13 protein-coding genes are annotated in these 12,051 nt (G+C 69.8%); 1 reads left to right on the forward strand and 12 read right to left on the reverse strand.

Going from position 1 to position 12,051, the window contains the following annotated elements:
- Positions 1–9: 9 nt before the first annotated feature.
- From lgt to hisI, 8 genes are read right to left on the reverse strand one after another with little or no spacing between them, the layout of a single operon-like run.
- Positions 10–846 carry a prolipoprotein diacylglyceryl transferase gene (gene lgt / locus ACOAMO_RS13675; protein ID WP_420175295.1) on the reverse strand — a complete coding sequence of 279 codons (837 nt, stop codon included), beginning with the start codon at positions 844–846 and terminating at the stop codon, positions 10–12.
- A 7-nt stretch (positions 847–853) separates the two neighbouring features.
- Positions 854–1,672 (reverse strand): tryptophan synthase subunit alpha, encoded by an 819-nt coding sequence (trpA, locus tag ACOAMO_RS13680; protein WP_420177055.1) that lies wholly within the window; start codon positions 1,670–1,672, stop codon positions 854–856.
- 53 nt (positions 1,673–1,725) lie between these two features.
- Complete coding sequence (gene trpB, locus ACOAMO_RS13685) at positions 1,726–2,982, reverse strand: tryptophan synthase subunit beta (protein ID WP_420175296.1); 1,257 nt, start codon at positions 2,980–2,982, stop codon at positions 1,726–1,728.
- A 45-nt stretch (positions 2,983–3,027) separates the two neighbouring features.
- Positions 3,028–3,822: an indole-3-glycerol phosphate synthase TrpC gene (trpC, locus tag ACOAMO_RS13690; protein WP_420175297.1), complete on the reverse strand. Its 795-nt coding sequence runs from the start codon at positions 3,820–3,822 to the stop codon at positions 3,028–3,030.
- Positions 3,819–4,100, reverse strand: a complete 282-nt coding sequence (locus ACOAMO_RS13695; protein ID WP_420175298.1) for an HGxxPAAW family protein — start codon at positions 4,098–4,100, stop codon at positions 3,819–3,821. Before ACOAMO_RS13695 ends, trpC begins: the two co-directional genes overlap by 4 nt.
- Positions 4,097–4,615, reverse strand: coding sequence for a Trp biosynthesis-associated membrane protein (locus ACOAMO_RS13700; RefSeq protein WP_420175299.1), 519 nt, complete (start codon positions 4,613–4,615; stop codon positions 4,097–4,099). Before ACOAMO_RS13700 ends, ACOAMO_RS13695 begins: the two co-directional genes overlap by 4 nt.
- Complete coding sequence (locus ACOAMO_RS13705; RefSeq protein ID WP_420175300.1) at positions 4,612–6,135, reverse strand: anthranilate synthase component I; 1,524 nt, start codon at positions 6,133–6,135, stop codon at positions 4,612–4,614. The genes ACOAMO_RS13700 and ACOAMO_RS13705 overlap by 4 nt, the downstream gene beginning before the upstream one ends.
- The gene (hisI, locus tag ACOAMO_RS13710) at positions 6,132–6,485 is read right to left on the reverse strand and encodes a phosphoribosyl-AMP cyclohydrolase (protein WP_420175301.1); all 354 of its coding nucleotides are present in this window, start codon (positions 6,483–6,485) and stop codon (positions 6,132–6,134) included. The genes ACOAMO_RS13705 and hisI overlap by 4 nt, the downstream gene beginning before the upstream one ends.
- A gap of 73 nt (positions 6,486–6,558) precedes the next feature.
- Between hisI and ACOAMO_RS13715 the strand changes: the two genes are divergently transcribed.
- Complete coding sequence (locus tag ACOAMO_RS13715) at positions 6,559–7,200, forward strand: TIGR03085 family metal-binding protein (protein ID WP_420175302.1); 642 nt, start codon at positions 6,559–6,561, stop codon at positions 7,198–7,200.
- A 14-nt stretch (positions 7,201–7,214) separates the two neighbouring features.
- On the opposite strand, the gene ACOAMO_RS13720 is transcribed toward ACOAMO_RS13715, so the two are convergent.
- The 4 genes from ACOAMO_RS13720 to gatC are packed head-to-tail and all read right to left on the reverse strand — an operon-like array spanning position 7,215 to position 11,953.
- The gene (locus tag ACOAMO_RS13720; RefSeq protein ID WP_420175303.1) at positions 7,215–8,576 is read right to left on the reverse strand and encodes a nucleobase:cation symporter-2 family protein; all 1,362 of its coding nucleotides are present in this window, start codon (positions 8,574–8,576) and stop codon (positions 7,215–7,217) included.
- A 52-nt stretch (positions 8,577–8,628) separates the two neighbouring features.
- Entirely contained in the window at positions 8,629–10,119 is a 1,491-nt protein-coding gene (gene gatB / locus ACOAMO_RS13725; RefSeq protein WP_420175304.1) for an Asp-tRNA(Asn)/Glu-tRNA(Gln) amidotransferase subunit GatB, read from the reverse strand.
- Positions 10,116–11,657, reverse strand: coding sequence for an Asp-tRNA(Asn)/Glu-tRNA(Gln) amidotransferase subunit GatA (gene gatA, locus ACOAMO_RS13730; protein ID WP_420175305.1), 1,542 nt, complete (start codon positions 11,655–11,657; stop codon positions 10,116–10,118). The genes gatB and gatA overlap by 4 nt, the downstream gene beginning before the upstream one ends.
- Positions 11,657–11,953, reverse strand: coding sequence for an Asp-tRNA(Asn)/Glu-tRNA(Gln) amidotransferase subunit GatC (gene gatC, locus ACOAMO_RS13735; protein ID WP_420175306.1), 297 nt, complete (start codon positions 11,951–11,953; stop codon positions 11,657–11,659). The genes gatA and gatC overlap by 1 nt, the downstream gene beginning before the upstream one ends.
- Positions 11,954–12,051 lie beyond the last annotated feature (98 nt).

Consider the following 12,051-nt stretch of genomic DNA (forward strand, 5'->3'; position numbering starts at 1 on the left):
CCCCGGACGCTAGGGGTGCTGCCTCGACGCGGTCTCCCCGCGCCCACGGCCCAGCAGGACGAAGGCGACCAGTGCCCCCAGCAGCACGATGACCGAGGTGTACTCGTTGAGTCGCAGTCCCGCCACGGTGTTGACCGGATCGATGCGCAGGTGTTCGATCCACAGCCGGCCAGCGCAGTAGTAGGCCACGTAGAGCGCGAAGAGCCGGCCGTGCGCCAGACGGAAGCGGCGCTCGGCCCACAGCAGGAAGAGCACCCCAGCCAGGTTCCACAGCATCTCGTAGGCAAAGGTGGGGTGGAAGGTGGCAAACTGCTCGAAACCGTCGGGGCGGTTGACGGGGTCGATCTCCAGGCCCCAGGGGCGGGTGGTGGGGCCACCGAACAGCTCCTGGTTGAACCAGTTGCCCAGTCGTCCGATGGCCTGGGCCAGGATCACGCCGGGGGCACCGGCGTCGGCGAAGACGGAGAAGTCGATTCCCTTGCGGCGGCAGGCCAGCCACGCGGCCACGGCCCCGAATGCAACGCCGCCCCAGATCCCCAGGCCGCCCTGCCAGATGTAGAGGGCCTCGATGGGGCGCCGCCCCGGTCCGAAGTAGAGCTGGTGGTCGGTGATGACGTGGTAGAGGCGTGCACCGACGATGCCGGCCAGCACCGCGACGCCCAGCACCTCCTCGAAGTCGTCGCGGCTACCACCGCGGGCGACGAAGCGACGCGAGGCCAGCATCCAGCCAGCCACGATCCCGGCCAGGATGCACAGTGCGTAGGCATGGATCCGCAGGGGCCCGATGTCGACACCGGTCCAGTCGGGGCTGGGGATTGACAACAGCACCTGGTGGGCGAGATTCACGAAACGATCATGCCTCGCCGCGAACGCCGCGTGCCAACTCGTCTGCCAGGGCACGCAGGCCGCCCAGGTCGCTGGTGCCCGCATTGTCGTTGCTCATCAGGTGTTTCACCAGCGCAGAACCGACGATCACCGCGTCGCACACCTCGGCCAGCTCGGCGGCCTGGGCACCATTCGAGACGCCCAGACCGACGCCGACCGGAAGGTCGGGCGCCGCCTCGCGGACCCGCGCCACCAGCTGCGGCGCAGCCGAGCTGGTGCTGGTGCGGGTGCCGGTCACGCCCATCACGCTGGTGGCATAGACCCAGCCTCGGCAGGCATCCAGGGTGTCGGCCAGTCGCTCGTCGGTGGAGGACGGCGCCACCAGGAAGACCCGGTCCAGGCCGTGCTCGTCGGAGGCCGCGATCCACGACTCGGCCTCGTCGGGGGTCAGGTCGGGGGTGATCAGACCGGCGCCACCGGCGGCCGCCAGGTCGCGCGCGAAGGCGTCGACGCCATAGGTCTCCACCAGGTTCCAGTAGATCATCACGGTGGCCTGCTTGCCGGCCTGCGCGACGGCCTCCACCGCGGTGAAGATGTCACGGGTGCGCACGCCCCGCTGCAGGGCACGCGTGGTGGCGTGCTGGATGACCAGGCCGTCCATCATCGGATCGGAGTAGGGCATGCCCACCTCGACCATGTCGACGCCGAGGCCGTCGGTGCCCTCGGTGATGGCGCGCATCGCCTCCACCGAACCGGCCAGGTCGGGGAAGCCCACCGGCAGGTAGCCCACCAGCGCGGCCCGGCCCTCGGCGCGAGCCGCGGCAAGGCAGTGCCCCGAGCGTCCCAGCCGCTCCGGGTTGGTGAAGGGGGTTCCTGGGTAGCTCAGGTGAGTCTCGTTCGTCACTTCTGCTCCATCCGGCCGGCCACGTCATCGACGCTGCCGTCGAGGCCGAAGTAGTTGATCGCGGTGTCGACGTCCTTGTCACCGCGCCCCGAGATGTTCACCACGACCAAGGGCTTGTGCTTCGGGTTCTGGCTGGTCAGCTCCAGGGCAAGGCGACGGGCCCCCGCCACGGCGTGGGCGCTCTCGATCGCGGGCATGATCCCCTCGGTCTGCGTCAACAACTTGAGGGCATCCATCGCCTCGGCATCGGTCACCGGGAGGTACTGCGCGCGGCCGGTGCGGGCCAACCAGGCGTGCTCCGGGCCCACCCCGGGGTAGTCGAGCCCGGCCGAGATCGAGTGCGACTCGATGGTCTGGCCGTCGTCATTCATCAGCACATAGGTGCGCATGCCGTGGATCACGCCCATCCGCCCCGTGGTGATGGTGGCGGCATGGCGGCCGGTCTCGACGCCGTCGCCGGCGGCCTCGAAGCCGTAGAGGGCCACGCCGGGGTCGTCGACGAAGTCGGCGAAGATCCCCATCGCATTCGACCCACCGCCGACGCAGGCGGTGACGGCGTCGGGCAGCCGCCCATAGCCCTCCAGCACCTGGGCGCGGGTCTCGGTGGAGATGATCCGCTGGTATTCCCGCACCAGTTTGGGGAAGGGGGCGGGCCCGGCGACGGTGCCGATCAGGTAGTGCGTGGTGTCCACGTTGGTCACCCAGTCACGCATCGCCTCGTTCATGGCGTCCTTGAGCGTCATGGAGCCGGCCTCGACGGCCACCACCTCGGCGCCCAGCATCTGCATCCGCGCCACGTTGAGGGCCTGACGTTCGGTGTCCACCTTGCCCATGTAGACCCGGCACTCGAGCCCGAAGAGCGCCGCTGCGGTGGCGGTGGCCACGCCGTGCTGACCGGCGCCGGTCTCGGCGATGACCCGCTTCTTCCCCATGCGCTTGGTGAGCAGCGCCTGCCCCAGCACGTTGTTCACCTTGTGGCTGCCGGTGTGGTTGAGGTCCTCGCGCTTGAGCACCATCGTCACGCCGGCCGATCCCTCGGCGGCGCAGTGCTCGGCGAAGCGGTCGGCCTGCCAGATGGGGGTCGGGCGTCCCGCGTAGTCACGCCGCAGCCGCTCCAGCTCGGTGTGGAAGGCGGGATCGGCATTGGCGTCGACGAAGGCCTCGTCCAGTTCGTTCAAGGCTGCCTGCAGCGCCTCGGGCACGAAGCGCCCGCCGAAGTCGTCGAAATGTCCCCGTGCGTCAGGCAGGCCCATCGTCTCTCCCAGTGTGTTCGTCGTGTCAGTGCCCCTGCGCAGTGCTCAGCGAGTGCCTGCGGCGGCGACCATCTCGCGGATGGCCTCGGTCGGGTTGCCATGGCGCACCAGGGCCTCGCCCACCAGCACCACGTCGGCCCCCTGACCGTGCACCAGGGCCGCGTCGGCGGGGCTGAGGATGCCCGACTCCGCGACCTTCACGGTCTCGTCGCCGAGCAGGCCCACCAGCCGACCGAACTGGCCCAGGTCAACCTCCAGCGTCTTGAGGTTGCGGTTGTTGACCCCCACCAGCTCGGCACCAAGATCGGCGGCCCGACGGGCCTCCTCCTCGGTGTGCACCTCCACCAAGGGTGTCATGCCCAGGTCGACCACCAGCCGGTGCAGTCTCGCCAGCTGGGAATCGTCCAGCGCCGCAACGATGAGCAGGACCAGGTCGGCGCCGTGGGCACGCGCCTCCCAGACCTGGTACTCGTCGACGACGAAGTCCTTGCGCAGGACCGGAATCGAGACCCGCTCGCGCACCGCGTCGAGGTCGGCGAGGCTGCCGTTGAAGCGGTGCTTCTCGGTCAACACGCTGATCGCGCTGGCGCCGCCCTGCTCGTAGCGGGCGGCGAGGGCAGCCGGATCGTCGATCGTGGCCAGGGCGCCCTTGCTCGGGCTCGATCGCTTGACCTCGCTGATCACGGACAGGCCGGGCTCGCGCATCCGCTGCAGCACGTCGAGTGCCGGCGGACGGTTCTGGATGCGCAGCTCCAGGTCCGCCAGGCTGGTGCGGGCACGACGCTCCTCGAGGTCGGCGCGCACGCCGACGATGATCTGGTCGAGGACTGTCCCGGTCACAGGTCGCGAGCCGGGGTGCCGTAGCCGGCACCCTTCATCAACAGGGTGACCAGACCGCCGATCAGCACGATGGCAGAGCACACGATGATGGCGGTCCACCCGAACTTGGCGAAGCCGAAGCTGGCGAAGTAGGTCAGGGCCAGGAAGCCGGCCATCGCGATCCAGGTGCCGGCCCAGGCCGCGGGCGACTTGCCCTCCTCGTAGTGGAGCTGTCGATCGTGCTTGACCTTCAGCTTGGGGGTCTTCGACGAAGTCATCTGGTTGCCCACGTGGCTCATTGGTCCTCCTGGTCGGCCCCCGACGCTGCGGGGCGCGGCTGGCGAGTCTGCTGGGAAGAAGTTTCCCGCGAGTCGAGACTATCGCCAAATCCATCGGCGGTGGGGTCAAGTCCGGCGTCGAGCGCCTTCCAGATCTCCAGGTCACTGGTGGGGCGCTGCGGCGCGGCCGTTCCCCGCTCGAAGCGCGACGAGCGCTGCGGCCACAGGTGCGCGGTGCCCAGCTGCACCGCCGCGCCGATCACGGCCAGGCCCGCGGCCAGCAGCAGGAGCCTGGCGCCCTGCCCGTTGGTCACCATCAGCACCAGCCCGGCCCCCAGCCCCACCTCCAGCAGGGCGACCAGCCGTCGCCCCCACACGCGCAGCAGCAGTGAGGCGCCCACTGCGGCGAGCAGCGCCCATCCGCAGGCGCGGGCGACCGCGCCCTGCTCCCCGCTGTCCTTGGCCAGCACGATCGCCAGGATCGCGGACAGCGCCACCGCCAGCCAACCGGCCAGCCTGAGCTGGTTCGGCTTCACGCCTGGCCTCCCACGGGGTGAAGTGCCTCGGCGCGCGCCACCGCATTGAGCACGGCGCGCGCCTTGTTCTGGCACTCGAGGTTCTCGTTGGCCGGCACCGAGTCGTTCACGATGCCCGCCCCGGCCTGGACGTGGGCCACCCCGTCCTTGAGCAGGGCGGTGCGGATCGCGATCGCGGCGTCGGCATTCCCGTCGAAGTCGAAGTAGCCCACCACTCCCCCGTAGACCCCGCGACGGGTGGACTCGAGCTCGTCGATGATCTGCATGGCGCGCACCTTCGGCGCCCCGGACAACGTTCCGGCCGGGAAGCAGGACAGCATCACGTCCAGGCCGGTCAACCCCTCGACGACCCGGCCGGTCACGGATGCCTCCAGGTGCATCACGTGGCTGTAGCGGCGCACCTGCATGAACTCGGTCACCTCGATACTGCCCGGTTCGCACACCCGGCCCAGGTCATTGCGCCCCAGGTCCACCAGCATCAGGTGCTCGGAGCGCTCCTTCTCGTCGGCCAGCAGTTCCAGCTCCAGCTCGTGGTCCTCGGCGGGCGTCGCTCCCCGCGGCCGGGTTCCGGCGATCGGGCGCGTGGTGGCGATGCCGTCGTTGACGGTCACCAGGGCCTCGGGGCTGGAGCCGATCACGTCGAAGCCGGGCAGCCGCATCAGGTAGAGGTAGGGGCTGGGATTGGTGTGGCGCAGCGCGCGGTAGATCTGCAGGGCATCGGCGCCGGTGGGCACGTCGAAGCGTTGGCTGGGCACCACCTGGAAGATCTCGCCGGCCCGGATCTGCTCCTGGGCCTCGAGCACCACCTGCTCGAAGTCCTCGTCGCTGCACTGGCGCACCACCTGCGGCAGGCTCGGCTCCGACTGCACCGACAGCAGGGGCCGGCTGGGCTGGGCCAGCTGGTCCACCATGGCCCACACCCGATCGGTGGCCTCGGCGTGTGCCTGTTCCAGCCGGGCCGGGGAGTCGTCGAAGTTGATGGCATTGGCCACCACCCACACCTCGCCCAGGTGGTGGTCGAGCACCACCAGGTCACTGGCCAGCATCATCACCAGTTCCGGCACCCGCAGGTCGTCGACGCAGCTGTCCGGCAGCGTCTCCAGCCGTCGCGCGATGTCATAGCCCAGGTAGCCCACCATGCCTTGCACGAAGGGGGGCAGCTGCGGGTCCCGTTCGGTGTGCAGGATCTGCAGGGTCTGCTTGAGCACCTCCAGCGGGTCGCCCTGGTCGGGCAGGCCGGCCAGGGGACGTCCCAGCCAGTGGGCCTGTCCGTCACGCTCGGTGAGCGCGGCGGCGGCACCGACCCCGATGAAGCTCCACCGAGACCAGGCGCCGGCCTCGGCCGACTCGAACAGGTAGGTCAGTTCCCGGCTGCCGCACAGCCGGTCATAGACCTGGACAGGGGTCAGGTCGTCGGCCAGCAGGCGGGCATGGACGCTGATCACGCGCCGTCCGGCGTCGGCCTGGGCCCGGAAGCCGGCCAGGTCCGGGGTCACCGGAAGGGTCTGGGGGCTGTTCACTGCGCGTCCTCCTCTGCCAGCAGCAGGTCGGCGTCGAAGCAGGTCCGATCACCCGTGTGGCAGGCCCCGCCGGTCTGGTCGACGGTGAGCAGCAGGGTGTCGCCGTCGCAGTCCAGGCGCACCTCGCGCACGTGCTGGGTGTGTCCGCTGGTCTCGCCCTTCACCCAGTACTCACCGCGGCTGCGCGACCAGTAGGTGGCCTTGCGGGTGCTCAGGGTCAGCTCCAGCGCGTGGTCGTCCATCCATGCCAGCATCAGCACGGCGCCAGTCGAGGCGTCGGTGACGACGGCGGGGACGAGCCCGTCGGGATTGCGCTTGAGGCGTGCTGCCAGTTCCGGGGTGAGAGCCATGCGCTCCATTGTGGCCGATGTCACCTGCGCTTCCCGACCACGACCACTGACCAGTCGTGCCTACCATCAAGACATGACATTCTCCCGCGACGAACGCCTGGCACTGTGTGACCTGTTGCTGCAGCTGGGGCCGCACGCCCCCACGCTGTGTGACGGCTGGAGCACGCAGGACCTGGCCGCCCACCTGTGGGTGCGCGAGAACGACCCGGTGGCCCTGCCCGGCATCCTGACCGAACCGTTGGCCACGCTCACCCAGCAGCGAATGGAGCGGGCCATCCGCCGCCACGGCTTTGCCGAGCTGGTGGCCCAGGTGCGCCGTGGCCCGGCCCGCCACTCCCCCTTCCGGCTGCCCGGGGTGGACCAGCAGGGCAATGCCGCCGAGTACTTCGTGCACCACGAGGACGTGCGCCGGGCCCAGCCGGGAGGCGCCGCCCCGCGACGGCTGGGCCAGGCGGCCCAGACCCTGTGCGCCACACGACTGGCGTCCCTGGGGCCTGCCCTGCTGCGCGGCGCCCCGGTGGGCGTGGTGGCGGTGCGCACCGACGGACCAGCCCGCTCCACGGTGCTCAAGCCCGGCCAGCCCAGCGTCGAGGTCCACGGACTGCCCTCGGAACTGCTGCTGTTCGCCTTCGGCCGGGGCAGCCATGCCGCCGTGGAACTGCACGGCCCGGAGCAGGCCGTGGCCCAGCTGCGGGCGGCCAGCTTCGGGATCTGAGTCGCCCTGCGGGCTCAGTTCTCGAAGGGTTCGGGAGCCGGGACGGCCTCCATCTCGTCGCCCAGCTCACCACGGTTGGCGTGGCGACCGTTGAGCAGCAGGTTCAGCAGCACGGCGCTGAGCGCCGCGGCCGAGATGCCCGAGCCCAGGATCATGCCCAACCAGGTGGGCAGCTGGGCGTAGAAATCGGGCGCCGCGACGGGGAACATCACCAGTGCCAGCGAGGTCGCCACCACGAAGATGTTGTTGCCGCGTTCGAAGTCGGCCTGCTGCAGCGTCTGGATACCGGCCGCGGCCACCGAGCCGAAGAGCACCACACCGGCGCCGCCCAGCACTGCCGAGGGCACGCTGGCCACCACCCGTCCCAGCAGGGGGAAGATGCCCAACAGGAGCAGCAGCACCGCGCCGGCGGCCACCGTGTAGCGCGACTTCACCTTGGTGACGGCCACCAGGCCCACGTTCTGGGCGAAGGCGGTGGGAGGCGTGGAGTTGAAGACCGGCGCCACGACGGTGGCCAGCATGTCGGCCCGCAGCCCGTCGGCGATGCGCTTCTCGTCGACGTCGGTGCCCACCACCTTGGCCACCGCGAACAGGTCGGCCATGATCTCCATCATCGTCACGATGATGACGATGGTCATCGAGATGATGGCGCCGATCTCGAACTGGGGGGCGCCGAAGTGGAAGGGCTTGGGAAGGGCGAGCACGGCCCCCTCCCCCACCTGGCTGAAGTCGGCCTCGCCGAGCAGGCTGGCCAGCAGCGTGCCGGCCACGATTCCCACCAGGATCGCCACCCTGGCCAGCTGGCCGATGCGGGTGCACACCAGCACCACCGCGAGCGTGAAGGCGGCCAGGCCAAGATTGGTCAGCGAGGCCCCGCCCTCGGCCTGGTTGGTGATCCAGCCGGCGGCCACGGGCAGCAGCGAGATGCCCATCGCGGTGATGATCGTGCCGGTCACCACCGGCGGGAAGAAACGCTGGATGCGGCCGAACAGCGGTGCCAGCAGGAAGCCCACCACACCGGCGACGATCACCGATCCGTAGATCACCGGCATGCCCCCACCGCTGGCCAGGATCGCCAGCATGGTGGAGACCGCACCAAAGGTCGTCCCGTTCACCAGGGGCAGCTTGGCCCCCAGTCCCGGCAGGCCCAGTGACTGGAGCAGGGTGGCCAGACCCGAGACGAACAGGGCCGCGGCCACCAGCATGCCCACCTCGTCGGCGGGCAGCTTGGCCGCGGTGCCGACGATCAGCGGAACGGCGATCACGCCGCCGTACATGCTCAGGACGTGCTGGAAGCCGTAGAGGAAGGCCTGCGCCACCGGCACCCTCTCGTCCTCGGGGCGGATGGGAGGGGTGCCGACGGCGGTGCTGCTCACGAACGTGGTTCCTTTTGGCGAGGTGTGGGAGAACTCGGGTGCTTGGTGTCTGTCAGGACAGCTTTTCCATGATCAGCTCGCGGACGCGGCCGGCATCGGCCTGGCCCTTCATCGCCTTCATGACCTGACCGATCAGGGCGCCGGCGGCCTGGACCTTGCCGTCGCGGATCTTCTGGGCCACGTCGGGATTGGCGGCAATGACCTCGTCGACGGCGGCCGAGAGCGCACCGTCGTCGCTGACCACGGCCAGACCACGCTGCTCGACGACCTGGGCGGGTTCGCCCTCGCCGGCGATGACGCCCTCGATGACCTGACGGGCGAGCTTGTCGTTGATGGTCTTGGCATCGACGAGCCGCTGCAGCTCCACCACCTGGGCCGGGCTCATGCCCACCTCGTCCAGGGCGACGTCGGCCTCATTGGCGCGGCGGGCGAGTTCGCCCAGCCACCACTTGCGGGCGGCCTGCGGCTTGGCCCCGGCCTCGACGGTGGCCTCGATCAGGTCGAGCGCACCCACCGCCTCGATGTCGCCCATCTCACGCTCCGACAGGCCCCACTGCTCGATGACGCGCTTGCGACGCTCGGCGGGCGGCTCGGGCAGCGTGGCGCGCAGCTCCTCCACCCATTCCCGGCTGGGGGTGATCGGCACCAGGTCGGGCTCGGGGAAGTAGCGGTAGTCCTCCGCCTGCTCCTTGGAACGTCCCGGCGTGGTGTACTCACCATCCTCGTGCCACATGCGGGTTTCCTGCTTGACCTTGCCACCCTTGGCGAGGATGGCGCCCTGGCGCATCATCTCGTAGCGCAGGGCACCCTCCACCGACTTCAAGGAGTTGACGTTCTTGGTCTCGGTGCGGGTGCCCAGCACGTCGGAGCCCTTGGGCATCAGCGAGACGTTCGCGTCGCAACGCATGTTGCCCTGCTCCATGCGGGCCTCGGAGACGCCAAGCGCCTTCATCATGTCGCGCAGGTAGGACATGTAGGCACGCCCCACCTGGGGTGCGTAGCGGCCGGTGCCCATGATGGGACGGGTGACGATCTCCATCAGCGGCACGCCGGCGCGGTTGTAGTCCATCAGCGAGTAGTCGGCTCCGTGGATGCGGCCGGCCCCGCCCATGTGCAGGCTCTTTCCGGCGTCCTCCTCCATGTGCACCCGCTCGACCTCCACCCGGAAGCCCTGGCCGTCGACCTCCACGTCCACCCAGCCGTCGTGGCAGATCGGCTCGTCCGACTGGCTGATCTGGTAGTCCTTGGTCATGTCCGGGTAGAAGTAGTTCTTGCGTGCGAAGCGCGAGAACTCCGCGATCTGGCAGTTGATGCTGAGCCCGATCCGGATGGCCGACTCGACGGCCTTGCCGTTGACCACCGGCAGCGATCCGGGCAGCCCCAGACAGACCGGGCAGACGCGGGTGTTCGGCTCGCCACCGGGGGCGGCCGAGCAACCGCACCACATCTTGGAGGCCGTGTTCAGCTCCACGTGCACCTCGAGGCCCAGAACCGGGTCGAAGCGCTCCAGCACCTCGTCGTAGTCCATCAGTTCGTCGTTCATGCCTGTGCGGCCTTCCTCGTCAGGGTCTTGTCGAGCAGCGGGGCCTGCTGCAGCAGCTCGCCGCCCCAGCTCTGGTTCAGCAGGGCCTCCAGCGCGGCGCCCACACGGTAGACGCGCTCGTCGGCCATCGGCGGGGCCATCACCTGCAGGCCCACCGGCAGCCCGTCCTCGGGGGCCAGCCCCGCGGGGAAGGAGGCAGAGACATTGCCCGCCATGTTGGACGGCACGGTGCACAGGTCTGCCTGGTACATGGCGACCGGATCGTCGCGGTGCTCCCCCAGCCGGAAGGCCGTGCTCGGCGTGGCGGGGCTCACCAGCACGTCGCACTGCTCGAAGGCGGCGTCGAAGTCGCGCTGGATGAGGGTGCGCACCTTCTGGGCCGAGCCGTAGTAGGCGTCGTAGTAGCCGCTCGACAGCGCGTGGGTGCCGATGATGATGCGACGCTTCACCTCGTCACCGAAGCCCTCGCCACGGCTGAGTCGCATCACCTGTTCGGTGGAGTGCTGGCCGTCGTCGCCCACGCGCAGGCCGTAGCGCATCGCGTCGAAGCGGGCCATGTTGGAGCTGACCTCACTGGGCATGATCAGGTAGTAGGCCGGCAGGGCGTAGGAGAAGTTGGGGCAGCTCACCTCGACCACCTCGGCCCCGGCCTGACGCAACAGCTCGACGGCCTCGTTGAAGCGCTGCTCGACGCCCGGGGCATAGCCCTCGCCCGCGAACTCCTTGACCACGCCGATGCGCAGGCCCTTCACGTCGCTGGCGCGGGCGGCGTCCACCACCGGCGGCACCGGCGCGTCGATGCTGGTGGAGTCCTTGGGGTCGTGTCCGGCGATCACCTGGTGCAGCAGCGCGGCGTCCAGCACCGTGCGGGCACAGGGGCCGGGCTGGTCCAGGCTGGAGGCCATCGCGATGATGCCGTAGCGGCTCGACCCACCGTAGGTGGGCTTGACCCCGACGGTCCCTGTCACGGCGGCGGGGTGGCGGATGGAACCGCCGGTGTCGGTGCCGATGGCCAGCGGCGCCTCGAAGGCGGCCAGCGCGGCGGCCGAACCGCCACCGGAACCACCGGGGGTGCGATCGAGGTCCCACGGGTTGTGGGTGGCGCCGAACCAGGAGGTCTCGGTGGACGAACCCATCGCGAACTCGTCGAGGTTGGTCTTGCCCAGGATGACCAGCCCGGCGTCCAGCAGACGGTTCACCACCGTGGCGTTGTAGGGCGGGATCCAGTTCTCCAGCATCCGCGAGCTGGCCGTGGTGCGCAGCCCCTCGTAGCAGAGCAGGTCCTTCACGGCGACCGGGACGCCCGCCAGTGGGCCGAGCTGCTCGCCCTGGGCGATGCGCTGGTCGACGCGACGAGCCAGCTCCATGGCGCGTTCGGCGTCGACGCTGACGAAGGCGTTGACCTGGTCGTCGACGGCCTCGATCTGGTCCAGGAAGGCGCGGGTCACCTGCTCCGAGGTGACCGTCTGCGCGGCAATCCACTCCCCCAGCTGCGCGGCGGTGGCGGTCAGGATCTGCGCGGTGTCAATCTCGCTCATCAGGCCTCCTCGTCCAGGATGCGGGGCACACGGAAACGATCGTCCTCGGCTGCGGGGGCCCCGGCCAGCACCTGCTGCGGCGTCATGGACGGCTCCACCACGTCGTCGCGGAAGACATTGCTCAGTGGCAGGGCGTGCGAGGTGGCGGGCACGTCGTCACCTGCCACCTCGGAGACACTGGCGACGGACTCGAGGATCAGGTCCAGCTGGGGCGCCAACCGCTCGAGCTCCTCGGCACTCAACTCGATCCGCGCGAGGCCCGCGAGGCGGGCCACGTCATCTGGCGTCAGGGCCACGATGTCACTCCTGGAGATGTCGTTCGGAAGTGCCGTTCTCGGCACCCGAGCATCCTAGTGGCCAGCACGGGCAAGTCCACGCCGGGCCCGAAGCGCCT

Origin of the sequence: Luteococcus struthionis (assembly GCF_048595755.1) — a bacterium.
Lineage (GTDB): Bacteria > Actinomycetota > Actinomycetes > Propionibacteriales > Propionibacteriaceae > Luteococcus.

Excerpts from the sequence above, each read along its gene's own strand:
- ACOAMO_RS13715 (WP_420175302.1), top strand. The coding sequence starts at position 6,559 with ATGACATTCTCCCGCGACGAACGCCTGGCACTGTGTGACCTGTTGCTG.
- hisI (WP_420175301.1), bottom strand. The coding sequence starts at position 6,485 with ATGGCTCTCACCCCGGAACTGGCAGCACGCCTCAAGCGCAATCCCGAC.
- trpB (WP_420175296.1), bottom strand. The coding sequence starts at position 2,982 with ATGGGCCTGCCTGACGCACGGGGACATTTCGACGACTTCGGCGGGCGC.
- ACOAMO_RS13695 (WP_420175298.1), bottom strand. The coding sequence starts at position 4,100 with ATGAGCCACGTGGGCAACCAGATGACTTCGTCGAAGACCCCCAAGCTG.
- gatA (WP_420175305.1), bottom strand. The coding sequence starts at position 11,657 with ATGAGCGAGATTGACACCGCGCAGATCCTGACCGCCACCGCCGCGCAG.
- gatB (WP_420175304.1), bottom strand. The coding sequence starts at position 10,119 with ATGAACGACGAACTGATGGACTACGACGAGGTGCTGGAGCGCTTCGAC.